The organism is Tenacibaculum sp. TB-56 (genome assembly GCF_059716275.2).
In genome coordinates this window covers 170,477-189,936 of sequence record NZ_CM201367.1, presented here as the reverse complement: position 1 = coordinate 189,936, position 19,460 = coordinate 170,477, and the positions used below count along the sequence as shown (strand labels likewise).

Below are 19,460 nucleotides of genomic sequence, written 5' to 3'. Positions count from 1 at the left end.
TCTAAAAATAATTAAGACGAAAGCGACGTTCTTAATTGTAAAAATTGATAATAACCAAGAGAAAATCAATGCTAGAAGTCTATATTTTTGTACTTTTATGCTAAAATTAAGAGAAAAGATGGATGTAAGCGCATACAAGTTTAAAAAGGGAACTGATTTAAAAGACTATGCTACAAAAGAGATAGACGAAGACGCTAAAAAGAAATTAAAAAAAGCACGAAAAAACATCAGTGAACTACAAGATACCATGTATGCAGAAGGTAAGTATAGCGTTTTGCTTTGTTTACAAGGTATGGATACTGCTGGAAAGGATAGTTTAATACGTGAAGTTTTTAAAGATGTTAATGCGCGTGGGGTAGTGGTTCATAGTTTTAAAGTTCCAACAGAATTAGAATTAAAACATGACTTTTTGTGGCGTCATTATATAGCCTTACCACCTAAAGGAAAAATAGGAGTTTTTAATCGTACACATTATGAAAATGTGCTAGTAACCAGAGTGCATCCTGAATATGTATTTGCAGAAAATATTCCGACCGTAAAAAGTTTAGAAGATTTAGATGATGCGTTTTATCATGGTAGAATGGAGCGTATTAATCAATTTGAAAAACACATTGCAGAAAACGGAACCATTATTTTAAAGTTCTTTCTAAATGTATCTAAAGAAGAACAAAAAAACAGACTATTACGTAGATTAAACATTCCAGAAAAAAACTGGAAATTTTCCGCAGGTGATCTTGAGGAACGAAAGTTGTGGGATAAATATCAAGAGTGTTATGAAGATATGTTACAAAGAACATCAACAGATTATGCCCCTTGGTATGTAGTTCCTGCCGATGATAAACCAACAGCACGTTATATTGTAGCAAAAACTTTAGAAAAAGAGTTAGAGAAATATGGTTTTAAAGAACCAACGTTACCAAAAAAAGTCTTAGATCAAATAGACGAATTTAAAAAGCAATTAAACAACGAATAATATATAGAAAAGGCAATAAAAGAGTATTTAAAGTAAATAAAGTCATTGCCTTTTAACCCTTAATTTAAAAATGAATTTAAACTTAACCAAACCCATTGTATTTTTCGATTTAGAAACTACAGGAATCAACATAGCTAAAGATAGAGTTGTAGAAATATCAATATTAAAAGTATTTCCAAACGGAAATAAAGAAAGTAAAACTTGGTTAGTAAACCCTGAAATAGAAATTCCAGCAGAGGCAACAGCAGTACATGGAATTACAAATGAAAAAGTGGTGACTGAACCAACCTTTAAAGAGCTAGCAGATAAGATTAACGAAATGATATCTGATGCAGATTTAGCAGGATTCAATTCCAACCGATTTGATATTCCTCTATTAGCAGAAGAATTATTACGCGCAGGTATTGATTTTGACATGAACAATCGTAAGGCAGTTGATGTGCAAACAATTTTCCATAAAAAAGAACAACGTACGTTAAGCGCTGGGTATCAGTTTTACTGCGGAAAAGATTTAGAAGGAGCACACTCTGCTGAAGCTGACACAAATGCTACGTATGAAATTTTATTAGCTCAAGTTGATAGATATGACGATTTAGAAAACACTGTTGAAGCATTAAGTGAGTTTTCTACTCATGGGAAAAGAGCAGATTTTGCAGGGTTTGTATTGTTTAACGATGATGACCAAGAAATTTTTTCTTTTGGGAAGTATAAAGGAAGAACAGTAGAAGAAGTGTTAAAAGAAAATCCAGGATATAACGCATGGATTCAAAATGCTGATTTTCCATTATACACTAAAAAGGTATTACGAGAAATTAAAGAACGAATGTCTGTACCAAAGAAAGAAACTATGACGGATGAGGAAAAATTACAGGCGTTACAACAAAAGTTTAATTTAAGGTAACCTTTAACATTTATTTTTAGTAATTATCTAAGTTGTTTTTTTAATTTAGATACAGTAAAATTAATAAATAAAAAATGTATACAGAATATAAAGAATTGCCTAAAAATTCAAGAGTTTGGGTATATCAGTCAGATAGAGAGTTTACAGCCGAAGAAATAGAGTACATTACAGCAAAAGCGTTGGTTTTTATTGAAAATTGGACACGTCATGGAGATGATTTAAAAGGATCATTCACCATAAAATACAATCAATTTTTGGTATTAGCTGTTGATGAAAACTTCAACAATGTATCAGGTTGTTCAATAGATGCTTCAGTGCGTTTTATACAAGAGCTAGAAAACGAGTTGAAGTTAGATTTAATGGACAAAATGAATGTTTCTTTTAAAGATGGAGGCAATATCAATATTGTTAAACTTCCAGAGTTTCAAAACTTTGCCAAAGCACAAAAAATTACAGCAGAAACTGTAGTGTTTAATAACATGGTAAATACCAAAGAAGATTTTGAAGCCAAATGGGAAGTGCCAGCAAACCAAAGTTGGCACGCACGATTTTTGGTATAACTATTGAAGTTATTTAAGAAAGAATTATTTTTTTAACCCCCGAAATTTTAAAAGAAGGAAGGTATATGAAGAGAAAGGCGCTTACATTATTAGCATTCATTTTTGCACAAATAATTCAAGCACAGCAAGTAGATCCGCTGTTGGCAAAAGATTCAAACGCGCAAGGTGTTTGGGTAGATAGTATCATGAAAAACATGTCTATAGATGAAAAAATTGGGCAGTTGTTTATGATACAAGCCTATTCAAATAAAGATAAAAAGCACGAAGATTTTATTTCGAATATGGTTACAAAATACCATGTAGGAAATATTATTTTTATGCAAGGTACGCCAGATAAGCAGGTAGTTTTGAATAATAAATACCAAGAATTAGCAAAAGTGCCATTAATGGTTGGTTTTGATGGTGAATGGGGTTTAGATATGCGCTTGAAAAATACCTACCGTTTTCCTTGGAATATGACTTTAGGAGCAATACAAGATACATTATTGTTACAAGAGGTAGGAAAAAGAATTGGAGAGCATTGTAAGCGAGTGGGAATTCATATGAATTTTGCACCTGTGGTTGATGTAAACACGAATCCAGATAATCCTATTATTGGAAACCGTTCTTTTGGTGAAAACAAAGAAAATGTAGCGCAAAAATCCATCGCATTTACCAAAGGAATGCAAGGAGTTGGGGTTTTGGCGAATGCAAAACATTTTCCTGGACATGGTGACACCGAAGCAGATTCTCATCATACATTACCAACAATTAATTTCAGCGAAAAACGATTAGACTCAATAGAGCTGTATCCTTTTAAGGAAGTATTTGCTAATGGAGTTGCTAGTGTTATGACAGCACATTTAAGTATTCCTGCCATTGAAACAAATCCAAAATTGCCGTCATCATTATCAAAGAATGTGGTAACTGGTTTATTGCAAGATAAATTAGGTTTTCAAGGATTGATAATTACTGATGGATTAAACATGAAAGGGGCAGCGAATTATTCTACACCAGCAGAAATTGATTTAGCAGCAATTTTAGCAGGAAATGATATGTTGTTAATTCCACAAGACGTTCCAGGATCAATAAGTTTGATTAAAAAAGCGTTAACGGAAGGTAAATTGACTGAAGAACGTTTAAATCACTCCGTAAAAAAGATTTTAAAAGCAAAATATTTAGTTGGATTAAATAATTATCAACCGATTGCTACTGAGAATATTTCAAAAGATTTAAACTCTCCATACGATGAGGTATTGCATCGAAAATTGATAAAAAACTCAATAACGGTTTTAAAAAATCAAGAGAGTGTTTTACCTATTCAAAATCTTCAAGATAAAAAGATAGCTTATGTATCATTAGGAAATGATAATGGTTCTGATTTTTATGAAATGCTAACGAATTATACTAAGGTTGATAAAGTTTCAGATGCAAACTTGAATGTTTTATTACAAAAATTACAGAAGTATAATTTGGTAATTGTAGGCTTTCATAAATCAGATAAAAATCCATGGAAAAGCTATAAGTTTTCTACTAAAGATTTAGCTTGGTTACAAGAAATTGCAAGAAATCATAAGGTAGTTTTAGATGTTTTTGCAAGTCCATATAGTTTACTTCAAGTACCTTCTTTTACCAATATTGAAGGTCTTGTATTGTCGTATCAAAACAGCAAATTATCTCAAGAGATTTCTGCGCAAGCGCTTTTCGGAGCTTTTGAATTGAAAGGAAAATTACCAGTATCTATAAAAAATGAGTTTAAGGTTGGTCATGGACTTTTATTAGACGATTTAGATGTGTTACAGTATACCATTCCTGAAGAAGCTGGAGTTTCTTCAGAAAAATTATCAATTATAGATAAAAGAATAGATACTATTTTACAGGAAAAAATGTCTCCAGGAGGTCAGATTTTAGTGGCTAAAAACGGTAAAGTGATTTACAATAAAAGCTTTGGATATCATACCTTATCAAAAGAAAGAGCCGTTAAAAATTCTGACTTGTATGATTTAGCTTCACTTACTAAGATTTTAGCTTCATTACCAATGATAATGAAAGCTGAAGAAGAAAGAAAAATCAGTTTGTTTTCAAATTTAGGAGATGTTTTACCAAGTTATAGTAAGTCGAATAAAGATACGCTATTGTTAAAAGAAGTATTGTCTCATTACGGACGCTTACGTTCTTGGATTCCGTTTTATTTACAAACAAAAGATAGTGTAACAGGAGAAAATTCAACTAAGTATTACAGAAAGAAGCGTACTTCAAAATTCAGTATAGAAGTAGCTAAAAACTTATATATAGCTAAGGAGTATACCGATTCTATCTATAAACAAATAGTAGATTCTGAACAGCGAAAAAGGCCAGGATATAAATACAGTGATTTAGGGTATTATATTTTCAAAGAAATTTTAGAAAGAAAGTATAAAAAACCTTTGGATAAATTGGTAGACGAACAGTTTTATCAATCGTTAGGAGCAAACAGAATGACGTATTTACCATTAAATAAATTTGATAAAGAAGAGATTGTTCCAACAGAAAGAGACAACTATTTCAGACATCAATTAGTGCATGGTTATGTTCATGATATGGGAGCGGCCATGATAGGAGGAGTAGGAGGACATGCAGGACTGTTCGCTAATGCAAATGATGTAGCAAAAGTGATGCAAATGTTTTTACAAGACGGTTCTTATGGAGGAAAAAAATACTTAGAGCCAGAGACTGTGCATAAATTTAATAAGCGTTATTACGAAAATAAAAAGGTACGTAGAGGATTGGGTTTTGACAAACCACAGTTAAATCCTAATGTTAAAGCAACCTGTGGCTGTGTTTCAGATGTTAGTTTTGGGCATAGTGGTTTTACAGGAACGTATACTTGGGCAGATCCTGCAACGGGTGTGGTGTATGTTTTCTTATCTAACAGAGTGTACCCTACAATGAGGAATTATGGTTTGGTTAAGAGTAATATTCGAACTAAAATTCAACAAGATATTCAAGACGCTATTCAGATGGCGGGGGAGTAGGTGTTAGTTTAGTGTACAGTAGTACGATAAACAGCGAAGAGAAAAAGTATGCTAAGGCAAATTTCCATCCCCAAAAAGAGCCTATTATCGAGCTTTGGATACAATAAAAGAAAGGAAAAAGAATAGCATTTACACCAAAACGAAAAGTATCAATAAATTCAATTTCATCTATTTTTTTACTTAAAAATTTCCAGATAGTAAAAGGAATGATACTATTTAAAATAATTAGATAAAATAAAGGAAAAGTGTAGTTTTTACTGTGCTTTTTTTTAGTTGTAGTAAGTCTGTTTTTTATAGTAGTATTTACAGTATTTACATCCGTAAAATCCGTTTGGTTTTTGTTAAGAGAAGTTAAGGTTTCTTCGTAGTTTTTATCAAAAGGAATGTGTACACTTAATTCTTTTAATTGTTCAGAAACGAGTTCTTTAATTGTTTTAACTGATTGGTTAATGTCTTGCTGATTATAAAAACTATTGGCTAAAATAGGTGAACCAAAGTGTATAGCTACTTTAGAAGGATAACTAGAAACGTTTTGATAAGTGATTCCTATAGGAATAATATGAATATCTGTATCAGGATGCTCATCTAAAGTTCTAAAAAGAATTCTTGTAAATCCTTTACTCAAAGGTCTAACAGTTCTTGCTTTATTGTGAGTTCCTTCAGGAAATATAAGTAGCGCTTTATTGTCTTTTAAAAGGTTTTGACATTTGTTAAAGATTTCTTCGTTTTTAGATAGTTGTTGGATTCCGTCTCTAATGCGATAAACAGGCATCATTCCAAGTAAATTAAAAAACTTAGCGATAAGAGGATTATTAAAAACAGCTGCACGTACTAAAAAATGTGTTTTTCTTTTCATATGTGTGGCTATAAAAAGTGGATCAATCAATCCGTTAGGGTGATTAGCGGTAAACAGAATAGCACCTTTTTTAGGGATGTTTTCAGTTCCTAATACTGTTATTTTTTTTGTGTAAAAGAATAAGCCAGATTTAACATATGCTTTAAAAAAGTAATATACTAAAGTTTTCATTTTTATTTTTTTCTTCCCCAATAAGTAGCTAACATCATTCCTGAAAAAATATCCCAAACACCCCAAAAAGCGGCTAATAAAGCCATACCGCCTAGACCATCAAAAAAACTAAAAATAAGTAGTAGCCCTAAGCCTCCGTTTTGAATACCCGTTTCCATTGAAATTGTTTTACAATCTTTATTATTCAGCTTAAAAGATTTTGCAGTAACATAACCTATTACAAAAGCATAAATATTATGAAATATGACTAAAAACAACACTAAATGAATGTAGTTTTTAAAAATATTAGCATTGTCATATAAAGCAATAATGATTAGTATAATAAAGAAGAAAATAGAAAAAGGTCGTAATAGCTTATTAATTTTTTTCGCCATTTCATGATGGTAGTGTTTCACAAGCATTCCTAGAATTATTGGAATACCTAAAATTAATAAGACAAGTTTAAAAAGCTCAAAAGGGTTTAAAGAAACACTTTTTAAAATAATATTGGTTGGTTCATATAAACTCCCCCATAGTTGTAAGTTTAGAGGAGTCATTACCAAGCATATTAAAGTTGCAAAAGCAGTTAAGCTAACAGATAATGCGGTATTCCCTTTTGCCATTTTACTAAAAAAATTAGATACATTTCCACCAGGACACGCGGCTATCATCATCATTCCTAAAGCAAAGCTAGGATAAGGTTTAATAATATAGATTAATATAAAAGTTAAGAGTGGAAGTAAAATAAACTGTGATAACAACCCTACAAATAATATTTTAGGGTTATTTATAAGTCTTTTAAAATCCTCAATTTTTATATCTAAGGCTATACCAAACATAATTATAGCAAGTGCTATATTAAGCATCCATAAAGCTTCTGTGTCAAAATTAATCTTTATGTCGTCTATTTGTGAGGGGTTAATGTTTAAAAGCATATTCAATTATATTAGCTCCCATTTTAAGAGCTTTTTCTCTTATTTCTTTAGGGTCGTTATGTACTTCTTGGTCTTCCCATCCATCGCTTAAATCACTTTCATAATCGTAAAATACAATAAGTCTTCCTTCATAAAAAAGACCAAAACCTTGTGGTGGTTTCCTGTCATGTTCATGAATTTTAGGTAATCCGTTTGGAAAAGAGAATGTTTGATTGTAAATAGGATGATTTTTAGGAATTTCTTGAAGTGTCAGTTCAGGGAATATTTTTTTTAATTCCCTTCTGATGTATGAATCCATTCCATAATTATCTGAAACGTGTAAGAATCCTCCTGAGATTAAATAGTCTCTTAACGTTGTAATTTCATCATTTGTAAAATAGATATTACCATGGCCAGTAATAAAAACTATAGGATAATTAAAAATCTGTTCATCAGCCAATGTAACGGTTTCAATATCTTTTTCGATTGAAGTTTTAGTATTAAGGTTGGTAAAGTTGATTAAATTAGGTAATGCAGTTGGATTAGCATACCAATCACCACCCCCATTATATTTTAAAATAGCAATTTGTTGAGAGAAAAGACTAGAGAAGAATAAAAGAAAATAAAACGTTATAATATTTTTCATAAAATAAGCTTTGCTTAGCTGAAGCAATATAAGAAAACAGTAATAAAAAAAACACTAACAACTAGGTCGTTAGTGTTTTTATTTTCCCCTTAAACATAAATTATACTTTTTAATTTGAAAAGTCCCCACTTTTTCAAAAAGCAATTAATTTACGATGCGAAAATATAAAAGATTAAATAGAAGAAGTACAATAACGTCTGATTGGGTGTTTTAGGACTTACTTTTTATAAAAAGCATAGTTTTAAAGTGTAAAAGATCAACTTTTTTCAAGTTGCTTAAGTAAGTAAAAATAAAAAACACCAATATTAAATACTGGTGTTTTTAAAGTTTAGCTCTCCCTTTTTCGTATTGAGAACGAGTAGTTCCCAATAATTTTTTAGAAATCTTAATTATAAATTGAAAACCCCTTCAACTAATTTTCAATTACTAATTTCTTAATCTCACTACGTAAATATAATTTATATAAGGAGAATAGGAGTTCGAAAACATCCAGTTTCAGTGTTTTCGGACTTTCTTTTTATAAAAAGAAAGTAGAATTTTACCCGTTAATAGGAGTTAATGCTAGTTTTTTAAATTCTACAGGAGTGTTTCCGGTATGCTTTTTAAAAACAGTATAAAAGGTAGATTTAGAGTTAAAACCAGATTCTAAACCAATAGAGGTTATGGTGTAATCTGAATATTCAGGATCAAGTAGTAATGTTTTTGCCAAATCAATTCTCATTTCATTTAAGTAATCAGTAAAAGATTTTTTGGCAATGTTATTAATAATTAAAGAAAGTGTACTAGAACTTAATTCGGTATCTTTCGCTAAATCTTGAAGCGTGTATTTCGTAGATAAATATTTCTTTTTTGATTTAATAAAATCATCAATTTCTTGAAATTGCTCTTTATGTCGTTCAGCTTGACTTTGAGAAGGACTTTTTTCAGTGTCTACTTTTATGGTGTCTACACTAAAATTTCCGTTTAAATCAATCAAAAGAGATTTTCTAATATTTTCTCTTTCTTTTAAAATTCTAATCTGTTTAAAACCTTGGTAACCTAACCAGTAGATTAAAACAGTAGTGAATACTCTTAAAGGATAATAAGAAAATAAGAAATCACTAAAGTTTAGACTTATTTTCACAACAAGGGCAAGAATCCAAAGCAAATAACCTACTGAAGAAAGAATAAAGAAGGAGTAGAGCCATTTAAGATTATCAAAAGATAATATTTTAGGGAATAATTTTTCCTTTTTATACAAAATGTACATTGAATATATGAAAAAGCTCAAAGAGGTAAGCATACTAAAAAACTCTTCAAGAGAAGAGTATCTTTCATAAATATAGTCTAATCTTTCTTGTGAAGCAGAGTCACTGTAGTGCACAACAAAACTTATTTGAGCAATTACCATAAGGATAAATGCAGGAACAGCGAATTTTAAAACATTAAAAGATTTTTGAGGTAAATCTAAATAATGAACTAAAAACATGTATAAAAAAGGCATAGCTAAAAAATGCCAAGAAAATTGCATGTACTCTAAAGCAAATTTATTTTGAAGTAAGCCTTTTTCTAAAGCCCAAGATTGAAGGTTGTTTATAGAAATAGCTAAGATTAATAAGTTTAAGTATACCATACTTTTTTCTCTACCATTTTTAGAAGAGAATAATACAATACTAAAGGCAAAGCCATGTAAGGCACTTATTAATAAAAAGAGATTAAATAGATATTCTATTGTCACAGCCTATATTTTTAACAAAAAGTTAAATATACAAAAAATGAATTATTGATGGAGGTATGAAATGCTTTGAACTACGTTTAAACCTGCTGTTTCTGTTCGTAATCTATTTTCTCCTAATGAAATAGGTTCAAAATTTTTAGATAAAGATTGTTGAATTTCTTTTGATGAAAAATCTCCTTCCGGACCGATAAGGATTGTATAAGAAGCGTTTGGTGTGGCTATGTTCTTTAAAAGTTTTTTCTCAATATTTTCTTCACAATGTGCGATAAACGTTTCGCTAGTAAAGTTTTGAGTGATAAACTCAGAAAATTTTATAGGCTCGTTTAGTTTAGGCAAAGTGAATTGCAAAGACTGTTTCATAGCAGCTTGTACAATTCTTAAAAATCGTTCTGTTTTTACAACTTTTCTTTCTGAGTTTTCACAGATAATTGGCGTGATTTCATCAATGCCAATTTCAGTAGCTTTTTCTAAAAACCATTCAAAACGGTCGTTGTTTTTTGTAGGAGCTATGGCTACGTGTAAATAATAATCCCTAGTACGTGGTTTTTCTTCTGATTTTATGACTGAGGCAATGCATTTTTTATCATTCCCTAATATAATTTCCGCAGAAAATAAAAAACCTTTTCCGTTGGTGATGTGTAATACGTCTCCTTCCTTTTTGCGTAAAACTCTAATGATGTGACGACTTTCGTCTTTATCAAAAATAATTTCTTTTGAAGTAGGTCCTAAATCAGGATTGTAAAATAATTGCATTATAAATCGAGTTTATAGGTTCTTCTACGTTTATGAATTTTAGGATCAAAAGCTTTCCAAATTTGATGAATAGCATGGTTATCTTCTAATTCAGGAGTTCTAATACAGTTTTCTATTCCTTTGGCTAAAAATGCAGAGTGAAACTGCTCAAAAATAACAGCAGTTACTCCTTTGTTTTGGTATTCTGGATCTACACCAATTAAATAAAACGTAACATCTTTTGAATTTTTTCTAGCATTTAATAAATGGAAAAGACCAAAAGGAAATAGTTTACCATTCGCTTTTTGTAAAGCTTTAGAAAAAGAAGGCATAACAATGGCAAAAGCAACAAGTTTGTGATTTTCATCAACAACAAATTTTATGTATTCAGGGTTGATAAAACTGATATATTTCTTTTTAAAGTACTCTATTTGAGCTTTTGATATAGGTACGAAAGTTGATAGTTTTGAATATGTTTTACTAAACAATTCAAACATTTCATCAACATAAGGCATTATTTTGTCGGTAGAAGTAAAGTTTAAAGGAGTTAAATTATACCTCTTTTTAATAATAGTACTCGCTTTTCCGTATTTATTAATGTCTACATTTTTAAAAGAAAAGATGCTTTCTATGTATTCTTTTTCTTTTGTAAATCCTAGTTGTTCTAGGTGTTTAGCATAGTAAGGATGATTGTACCAAGTAATCATAGTACCTATATGATCAAATCCTTCAACAAGAACGCCAGTTTTGTCTAGGTTGTTAAAACCAACAGGTCCTTCGATGTATTCTAATCCATTTTCTTTACCTATTTCAGCAACTTTATCTAATAGAGCTTTAGTTACTTCTATATCATCAATTACATCAAACCAGCCAAAACGCATTTTTTTTATGTTTTGCTGAGTAGTTTCATAAGTATTGATAATGGCTACAACTCTACCAACAATTTTATCGTTTTTGTAAGCTAAGAAAAAACGAGCATTTGCATGCTCAAAAACTGGGTTTTTATCCTTGTCAAAACTTTCAACTTCATCATTAATGATAGGCGGAACCCAATATTTATTGTTTTTATAAAGAGAAAAAGGAAATTTAACAAATTGTTTTATTCCCTTTTTAGTTGTTATTTCTTTAATTTGAATCATATGTCAAATGTAAGATTTTTAATTGTCATCTTTCTCTTGATCTTCTTTCTCTTTTTGTTCTTCTTTTTTGATCTCTTCTTCTAGCTTTTTAATTTCTTTTTCAAGTTTCAAGCGTTCTTTCTCTTTTTGCTTCGCTTCTTTTTCTTCCTCTTTTTTAATCTGCTTTTCAAGCTTTAAACGTTCTTTTTCTTTTCGTTTTGCTTCTTTTTTAGCCTTTTTTTGTGCCTTTTTAGCGGCTTTCTTTTCTTCTTTCGCAGTTTTCTTCTTTAGTTTTTTATCTTCTTTCGCAATAACATCTACTAAGGATCCTTGACGTTCTCTTCTTGGTTTTTGATTTAAGGCATCGCCATCAGTTTTAGAAATATCTAAATCAACTTTTTGCTCTCGTTTCTTTGAAAATAATTTTCCTGTTTTACTAAATAGCCTACCAAAGAAACTTCTATCTTCATCGTACTTAACTTGTTTACCTTCTTCTATTTTATTTCCAAACTCATCTATTTCAACAAATTTATCTTGGTGTCTATTAAGTCTATAAGAAACACCTACAGAAGTGTAAAGACCAATTTCGTCTTGTTGCATATTAGCTCTTAGTGAGGCGTTAAATTGTAAGTTTTCGCTAAATAAATAGGCTGCACCAGCACCTATATTGGTTCTCTTTTCATATTCTTCAAAAATACCTTGTATTTCTGCAAAACCAGACCAGTAATCATTAAAGTTATATGTTCCTGTTACGATGTAAGAAAGCTGTGAAAAGTCTGTTCCAATGTAATCGTAATGAAGGTTGGTAATTACGTTTAACTTGTCTGAAAACTCATTTTGTAATAAAAGTCCTACTTTCGGACTAAAACCATCTCTTTTGTGGTAGTCAGTTAAAAAACTACCAATGTTTACTCCCGCTGAAATACCAATATGAGGTATCCAACGTTTCCAGTCAAAAGAATGACGAGCTTTCCAGCTTCTTATTTCTTTACTTTTATCATCATACTTCGGAGCATAAATAAGGTATTTAGCACCCAAGGTAAATTGACTTAGACCTGTTTTGTTGTATGATGATTCAAAGATGTTTTTAAAAGCTATTTTGTCTCTTTGTAAAGAAGTATTTAAATTCACTTCTAATTTTTCAGAAATAAAACTGGTTCTAAAAAATAAGTTCAATCCTAAGGCTTCTGGATTGCTAAAAGTAGGTGTAGCATTAATTTTTCTATAAAAAATACTCGATTCAAACTGATATACACCTGATCCAACGCTGTAAGGGCTCTCAGAAAAACCTGGTCTATTTGAATTTATAACAGGGGTATATTGCGCGTTTGCATTTAATACTGAGAAAAATACAAAAAACAAAAGGAGTTTCTTAATCATATAATAAGTCCAGATTTTCAGGTTTTACAAACATACGTAAAAATACAATTACCTATATAATATAAGTTTTGTAAAGTCTTAACGCTTCCTTTTGCTTCAAATTGTTATTTTTGATTGATTTTTTTATTTTTTAGAAAAAGATGACATATATAAATGAAGCTGAACCTGTGAATTTTTTAAAGACCATATTAATTATTCTTTTAGTTTATTACGCTATAAAGTTTTTGGCGAGATTATTTGCACCTTACCTTATAAAAAAAGCGGTAGATAAAGTACAAAAGAAAGCAGAACAACAGTATAGAAATCAACAACGAGCATCTGATGTTGAAGTAGGAAAAACTGTTATTGATAAAAAGCCAAATACTACAAAACAAAGTAATAATTCGGTTGGCGAATACGTTGACTATGAAGAAATAGACTAACATGAACTTAAAGAAAATTTTACCGTTTGCAATTGCAATTATTGTCTTTGCAATAGCATCGGTGTTGTATTTTAATCCAGTTTTAAGCGGAAAACAAATAAAACAAAGTGACATTACTCAGTTTATAGGAATGTCGAAAAGTGTTAATGAATACAGAGCAGAAAAAGGAGAAGAACCATACTGGTTAGATAATGCTTTTAGTGGAATGCCAGCTTATCAGGTAAGTGCTTATTATCCGAATGATTTTGTGCGATATATTGATAAGGCTTTTCGTTTTTTACCACGACCAGCTGATTATCTTTTTTTATATTTTTTAAGTTTTTTCATACTATTAACTGCTTTAAAAGTTGATTGGAAGCTTGCTGTTTTAGGAAGCTTGTCCTTTGGTTTTTCTACCTATTTGATTATTATTTTTGGTGCAGGACATAATGCAAAAGCACATGCAATAGGGTATATGCCAATGGTTATTGCAGGGGTTATTTATGTTTTTAGAAAGCGATATTTACTCGGGTTTGTGCTCACAGCTTTAGCTATGGCTTTAGAAGTATATTCTAATCACCCACAAATGACGTATTATTTAGGATTTTGTTTGTTGATTTTAGCTATTGTTGAATTTATTGAAGCTTTTAAATCGAGAACATTATCAGTGTTTTTTAAACAATCAGCAATTTTAGTAGCGGCGATGTTAATCGGTATCGGAGCGAATTCAACTAGGTTGATGGCGATGAAAGAATATGCTGATTACAGTACGAGAGGAAAGTCAGAATTAACTATCAATCCTGACGGAAGTCCAAAAGAAAAGTCTTCCGGGTTAGATAAAGAATACATTACTGAATACAGTTACGGAATTGCTGAAACATTCAACTTATTAATTCCTCGATTTACAGGAGGTGGAACTGTTGAAGAGTTAGGAGAAGATTCCAATTTTTATCAAGTTTTAGAACAAAATGCAGGAAAAAGTGTAGCGAAAGATTATTCGAGTCAAGCATTAACTTACTGGGGGAAACAACCAATTGTCGAGGCTCCTGCGTATATAGGTGCAATTGTTTTCTTCTTATTTTTCTTAGGAATTTTCTTAGTAAAAGGACGTTTAAAATATTGGTTGGTAGCAGCCACCGTATTTTCAATAGTATTGAGTTGGGGAAAGAATTTTCCAGTAGTTACAAACTTTTTTATTGACTATGTTCCGTTGTACAACAAGTTTAGAGCGGTATCATCTATTCAAGTAATAGCTGAACTGTGTGTTCCTTTGTTAGGAATTTTAGCATTGAAAGAATTTTTCTCGTCTGAGAATTCTTCCGAAGAAAAAGAAAACGCTGTAAAAAAAGCTTTTTATATTGTTGGAGGAATCTCGTTAGTATTCCTATTGTTCGGATCAAGTTTATTTGCTTTTGAAGGATTGCGTGATGCGAATTACCAACAACTCCCAGAATTGATTGATGCTATAATAGCCGATAGAAAATCAATGTTGTTTAATGATAGTTTACGTTCGTTGCTACTTGTTTTAGTAAGTGGAGGAGTGTTGTGGTTTTATTTAAAAGGAAAGTTACAGCAGGTACCAGTATTGCTTGTTTTGGGAGGATTGGTTTTATTCGATTTGGTGTCGATAGATATGAATTATGTTAATAAGGAAGATTTTACTTCTGCAAGAAGAGTAGAAAAACCATTTATCGAGACTAAAGCAGATACTGAAATATTAAAAGATAAAAGTGATTATCGTGTTGCAAATTTTGCTGGGAGTCCGTTACAGGATGGTAGAACTTCATATTTTCATAATTCAATAGGAGGGTATCATGCAGCAAAAATGAAACGTTACCAAGAATTGTTCGATTATCAGATTGCAAGAAACAATATGGAGGTGTTAAATATGTTGAATACCAAGTATTTTATTGTGAGTGAGGAGCAATTTCAAGAGAATCCGGAAGTAAATGGAAGTGCATGGTTTGTAAACTCATTAGAAAAGGTAACTTCAGCTAACGAGGAAATCATTGCCTTAGATAGTTTAAAAACAAAAACGGAAGCTGTAATCAATACTAAGGAGTTTGATTTTAGCGGAGTAGACACATATCAAAAAGATACTACAGCAACTATCAATTTAATAAAGAAAGACCTTACAGAACTGGTATACGAAACAAACACAAGTTCAGAACAGTTTGCAGTATTTTCTGAAATATATTATAAAGATGGATGGAATGCATATATAGATGGTGAAATCGTTCCGTATTACAGAGTAAACTACGTGTTAAGAGGTATGGAGATTCCTGTAGGAAAACACACTGTAATGTTTAAATACGAGCCAACAGTTATTAAAACAGCAAGTTTATTATCGTTATTCTGTTATGGGTTGTTAGTCCTTGTACCTGTTGGTTGGTTTGTCGTATCAGGCAAAAGAAAATAGCTTTAATTAATCGTCAAGAGTTTTTAAAAATGCAGAAGGAGTTACGCCTACATGCTTTTTAAAAGCTCTTGTAAAAGCAGAGGCATTGGTGTAGCCTATTTCATCGGCAATGGCTTGAACAGAGTATTTTCTAAAAGTCTTGTCGTTCTTTAGTTTTTCTACAACATAATTAATCTTAAGCTTAATACAGTATTGCTTAAACGATTCGTCATGGTATTTGTTAAAGACAAAAGAAACGTACGTATTGTTGGTTTCTAGTTTGTCAGCAATATAGTTAATAGAAAAATCAGGTCTTAAAAAGTCTAGGTTTTTTGTTGCATTTTTAAACTCATTTAAAATCTTATTTTCTAGTTCTTCGTCAATATTGTACTCTTTTTTTTCAGTCTCTACGGGCTTGTCGTTATTTATCATTAAAATAAGTTCTTTCTTTTTCTTTTTTTCTTTTTTTAATAGATAAAAAGTAATAATAAAGAAAGTCATTAATAAAGTGGCAAATGAAATAGTGAGTTTTTTTTGTTTGCTAGCTTCTTTTTCTTTGATTTCCTGATTAAGTAGTTGAGCTTTGTTGAAGTTGTAGTTGTAGAATAAGTTAAAAGTTTTGTCTTTGTTATTTCTAGCCAAATTATATTGCTCTAAAGTGAGTGTAGAGTACTTAAAAGCACTGTCTAATTTATTTAAGTTGTTATACTCCTTTGAAAGAATATCGTAAATAGTGATTAATTTACTTGTTTCACATTTTTTATGGTTTTTTAAAAGTTTATTTGAGTAATAAACAGCCGAGTCAGAACTGTTTAAGTTGTGGAAACAAATAGCTTTTTGAAAATATTCTCTATGAAGGTAATTATAACCGTTATTAATATTTTTATAGTTATTGATAAGGTCAATAGCTTTTTGATATTTATTTTGCTTCATTAACACCTCGGTTTTTCTAAAACTGTAAATAATTTCAGAGTCTTTATGAGGAGGATTAAACATCTTAGCTACTTCATAAGCTTTGTCGTAATAGTAATTTGCAGAGTCTAGAAAAGTTTTATTTGGGTGCTGATTATTTAGCGAAACATAAGTGTTGCCAAGACAATTGTATGAGTTAGCCTTCCAGTGAAGAAAAAATTCTTCTTTTTGAACATTTTTCAAAATAGGATTTTTAGCCTCTGATAATGACTGAAGCAAAATACTTTTGGCTTTGCTCTGCATATCAAGCTTGTTTTTTATAACGGCTTTGCTAAGAGTCAAGCCTAGTATATTCCTAAAGTTGACATCATCTTTAATAGGGTGATTTACTATTAGATCTTCTTTTTGTGTAAGAATAGCAAAGGCCTCTTGATATTTTTCTTGATTTTTTTTAATCCAAAAAAGCCTATTTAAAGCGGCTATTTTTCTGTCTAAAAGACAAGTTAGATTTTTGTGATTTAATATAGAGTCAACTTGTTCGATAACTCTGAGGGATATACTTTCAGCTTTATCGTAGTCTTTTTTTCGGTAAAAACCATAAGACTTACCAGTAGAGCCCTCAAGACTTTTACAGATGTTGTTAGATTTTTCTAGTTTTTCACAGTAAAAAAATAAACTATCACTATTAGTGTTTTTATAATAATTGATTTTATCAAGGAAAAATGAATCTAAACTTTTTGTTTGAGAAGCACTGTTTGTGCTGAAAAAAAGAATAATAAATATAGCAATTAAAAGTCTGGTCATTTTATACAAATCAATAAAACATATACTTTCTATAAAAAGCATAGGTTAGAAAACCAAATATAAGATTTTTTAGTTATGCTTTTTATAAAATAGGGTGTATAGTGTTTTTTTTATATCTAAAACAACAATATGTTTGCTGTAGTAAAAAGTACATACAATAACTGTACGGATTGCTATGGAAAATTAAAAAATTAGAAGCGAAGGAATTACCCTTCGCTTTTATGTTTTTAGTACCTATCAAAACGTATTTTTACTTCTATTGCTCAGAATGGTAAAATAATAATACATTTGTTTTAAAATAAATTTCATGTATTCTACATTACCAAAAAAGAGATACAATCATACACTTGAGTTTTTACAAAAACACCTTCCTGCTCCGGCAACAATATTAGATTTGGGAGTTCGTAATCCTTTTTCTGAAATCATGGAAGAAAACGGATATACAGTATACAATACCAACGGAGAAGATTTAGATGTGTTGCCACAAGTGGTAAAGGAATATAAAGTAGATGCTGTAACGGCTTTTGAAATTTTTGAACATTTGTTAGCTCCTTTTAATGTGTTAAGAGAAGTAGAAGCAACAAAAATTATTACCACCGTTCCTTTAAAGTTGTGGTTTACGAGTGCTTATAGAAGTAAAACAGATATGTGGGATAGGCATTACCACGAGTTTGAAGATTGGCAATATGATTGGTTACTAGAAAAATCTGGTTGGAATATTGTAGATACACAAAAATGGACAAGTCCTATTAATAAATTGGGAGTGAGACCTATCTTACGAAAATATACGCCTAGATATTACGCTGTTTTTGCTGAAAAAAAGAGTTTGAAATGAGAATAGGAATGATTTTAGACAAAACATTCCCTCCTGATCCAAGAGTGCATAACGAAGCTATTGAATTAATCAAATCAGGGCATGAGGTTTTTTTATTTTGTCTAACGTACTCGAATCAGCCTTTAGAAGAAGTAATAGATGGAATTCAAGTTAAAAGGTATAAGTCAAATACTTTACAATATAAATTATCAGCTTTGGCGTATACTATTCCGTTATATTCTATTCTAATGAAGAAAAAGATTACTCATTTTCTTGAAAAATTTTCTATTGAAGCAGTTCATATACACGATATGGTTGTTGCAGAAGCGGTTTTGAACGCTTGTAAAAAAAAGAAACTTCCTATAGTGTTAGATTTGCATGAGAACAGACCTCAAATAATGAAGTTTTATCCTCATTTAAAAAAGTTTCCGCAGAATGTATTAATATCTCCAAAAAAGTGGAAACAAAAAGAAGAAAAATTTGTAAAAACAGTTGATAACGTAATTGTTGTTACTGAAGAAGCAAAAGAAGAAGTATGCAAGAGGACAAAAATAAATCCTGATAAAGTTGTTGTTGTTCCTAATACAGTTAGAAGATCTTTTTTTGAAGAACAGAGCAGTTTTGAAGAAAACTCAGAAAGAGATACTTTTAATCTACTGTACATAGGAGATACAGGAGAGAGAAGAGGTTTAGCTACAGCAATTAAAAGTTTACCAGCGTTAAAAAAGGAAATAGAAAATATTCAATTAGTAATTGTAGGAAGTGTTAATAGTGAATTAAAAAAGTTATCTGAAGAATTAAAAGTTGAAGAACAAGTGAGTTTTGAAGGATGGCAGAAAGAAACTACATTTCCTAAATACATAAAACAAAGTGATGTTTGTTTGTCTCCTTTACACAGAAATTTACATCACGATACAACACATGCTAATAAATTATTTCAATACATGAGTTTGAGAAAACCTTTATTGGTAAGTGATGCAACAGCTCAAAAAAACATAGTAGAAAAAGTAAATGCTGGATTGGTTCATGAAGCAAAAAATGCAGAGGATTTTACCGATAAAGTATTTAGGTTATACAAAGATGAGTTGTTGAGAAGTGAATTAGGAGAAAACGGAGAAGCTTTTATCCGAAATGAATTTACATGGGATAAAACTTCGAAAGGATTGGTGAATTTGTACAATAGCTTATAAT

At 30.6% G+C, this 19,460-nt stretch carries 16 protein-coding genes; 8 read left to right on the top strand and 8 right to left on the bottom strand.

Annotation, left to right across the window (positions count from 1 at the left end; translation table 11 throughout):
• Window positions 1-97 precede the first annotated feature (97 nt).
• The 4 genes from AC3VI6_RS00820 (at window position 98) to AC3VI6_RS00805 (ending at window position 5,427) form a co-directional block, all read left to right on the top strand.
• Complete coding sequence (locus tag AC3VI6_RS00820; protein ID WP_497704824.1) at window positions 98-973, top strand: PPK2 family polyphosphate kinase; 876 nt, start codon at window positions 98-100, stop codon at window positions 971-973.
• Between the two features lie 70 nt (window positions 974-1,043).
• The gene (locus AC3VI6_RS00815; protein WP_497704823.1) at window positions 1,044-1,874 is read left to right on the top strand and encodes an exonuclease domain-containing protein; all 831 of its coding nucleotides are present in this window, start codon (window positions 1,044-1,046) and stop codon (window positions 1,872-1,874) included.
• 74 nt (window positions 1,875-1,948) lie between these two features.
• Complete coding sequence (locus AC3VI6_RS00810; protein WP_497704822.1) at window positions 1,949-2,434, top strand: ABC transporter ATPase; 486 nt, start codon at window positions 1,949-1,951, stop codon at window positions 2,432-2,434.
• Between the two features lie 65 nt (window positions 2,435-2,499).
• Window positions 2,500-5,427 (top strand): serine hydrolase domain-containing protein, encoded by a 2,928-nt coding sequence (locus AC3VI6_RS00805; RefSeq protein WP_497704821.1) that lies wholly within the window; start codon window positions 2,500-2,502, stop codon window positions 5,425-5,427.
• Here AC3VI6_RS00805 and AC3VI6_RS00800 read toward each other — a convergent pair.
• The 7 genes from AC3VI6_RS00800 to AC3VI6_RS00770 all read right to left on the bottom strand — a co-directional run bounded on the left by AC3VI6_RS00800 (window position 5,405) and on the right by AC3VI6_RS00770 (window position 12,940).
• A complete protein-coding gene (locus tag AC3VI6_RS00800) occupies window positions 5,405-6,454 on the bottom strand; it encodes a lysophospholipid acyltransferase family protein (protein WP_497704820.1) in 1,050 nt (349 codons plus the stop codon). The genes AC3VI6_RS00805 and AC3VI6_RS00800 overlap by 23 nt on opposite strands.
• A gap of 2 nt (window positions 6,455-6,456) precedes the next feature.
• Window positions 6,457-7,368: a bile acid:sodium symporter family protein gene (locus AC3VI6_RS00795; protein ID WP_497704819.1), complete on the bottom strand. Its 912-nt coding sequence runs from the start codon at window positions 7,366-7,368 to the stop codon at window positions 6,457-6,459.
• A complete protein-coding gene (locus tag AC3VI6_RS00790; protein WP_497704818.1) occupies window positions 7,352-7,993 on the bottom strand; it encodes a DUF4159 domain-containing protein in 642 nt (213 codons plus the stop codon). Before AC3VI6_RS00790 ends, AC3VI6_RS00795 begins: the two co-directional genes overlap by 17 nt.
• 538 nt (window positions 7,994-8,531) lie before the next feature.
• Window positions 8,532-9,710 (bottom strand): helix-turn-helix domain-containing protein, encoded by a 1,179-nt coding sequence (locus AC3VI6_RS00785; protein ID WP_497704817.1) that lies wholly within the window; start codon window positions 9,708-9,710, stop codon window positions 8,532-8,534.
• 42 nt (window positions 9,711-9,752) lie between these two features.
• A complete protein-coding gene (locus AC3VI6_RS00780) occupies window positions 9,753-10,463 on the bottom strand; it encodes a 16S rRNA (uracil(1498)-N(3))-methyltransferase (RefSeq protein ID WP_497704816.1) in 711 nt (236 codons plus the stop codon).
• The gene (locus AC3VI6_RS00775) at window positions 10,463-11,581 is read right to left on the bottom strand and encodes a GTP cyclohydrolase (protein ID WP_497704815.1); all 1,119 of its coding nucleotides are present in this window, start codon (window positions 11,579-11,581) and stop codon (window positions 10,463-10,465) included. Before AC3VI6_RS00775 ends, AC3VI6_RS00780 begins: the two co-directional genes overlap by 1 nt.
• 18 nt (window positions 11,582-11,599) lie before the next feature.
• Entirely contained in the window at window positions 11,600-12,940 is a 1,341-nt protein-coding gene (locus AC3VI6_RS00770) for a transporter (RefSeq protein ID WP_497704814.1), read from the bottom strand.
• Window positions 12,941-13,080: 140 nt separating this feature from the next.
• On the opposite strand from AC3VI6_RS00770, the gene AC3VI6_RS00765 reads away from it, so the two are divergent.
• Window positions 13,081-13,362, top strand: a complete 282-nt coding sequence (locus AC3VI6_RS00765; RefSeq protein ID WP_497704813.1) for a DUF4834 family protein — start codon at window positions 13,081-13,083, stop codon at window positions 13,360-13,362.
• A 1-nt stretch (window position 13,363) separates the two neighbouring features.
• On the top strand, window positions 13,364-15,760 hold the full coding sequence (locus AC3VI6_RS00760; RefSeq protein ID WP_497704812.1) for a YfhO family protein: 2,397 nt from the start codon (window positions 13,364-13,366) through the stop codon (window positions 15,758-15,760).
• A gap of 6 nt (window positions 15,761-15,766) precedes the next feature.
• Here AC3VI6_RS00760 and AC3VI6_RS00755 read toward each other — a convergent pair whose 3' ends face one another.
• A complete protein-coding gene (locus AC3VI6_RS00755; protein ID WP_497704811.1) occupies window positions 15,767-17,455 on the bottom strand; it encodes a helix-turn-helix domain-containing protein in 1,689 nt (562 codons plus the stop codon).
• A gap of 307 nt (window positions 17,456-17,762) precedes the next feature.
• Between AC3VI6_RS00755 and AC3VI6_RS00750 the strand changes: the two genes are divergently transcribed.
• Both AC3VI6_RS00750 and AC3VI6_RS00745 read left to right on the top strand, forming a co-directional pair.
• Entirely contained in the window at window positions 17,763-18,290 is a 528-nt protein-coding gene (locus AC3VI6_RS00750) for a class I SAM-dependent methyltransferase (RefSeq protein ID WP_497704810.1), read from the top strand.
• Window positions 18,287-19,459: a glycosyltransferase family 4 protein gene (locus AC3VI6_RS00745; RefSeq protein ID WP_497704809.1), complete on the top strand. Its 1,173-nt coding sequence runs from the start codon at window positions 18,287-18,289 to the stop codon at window positions 19,457-19,459. Before AC3VI6_RS00750 ends, AC3VI6_RS00745 begins: the two co-directional genes overlap by 4 nt.
• Window position 19,460: the final 1 nt, after the last annotated feature.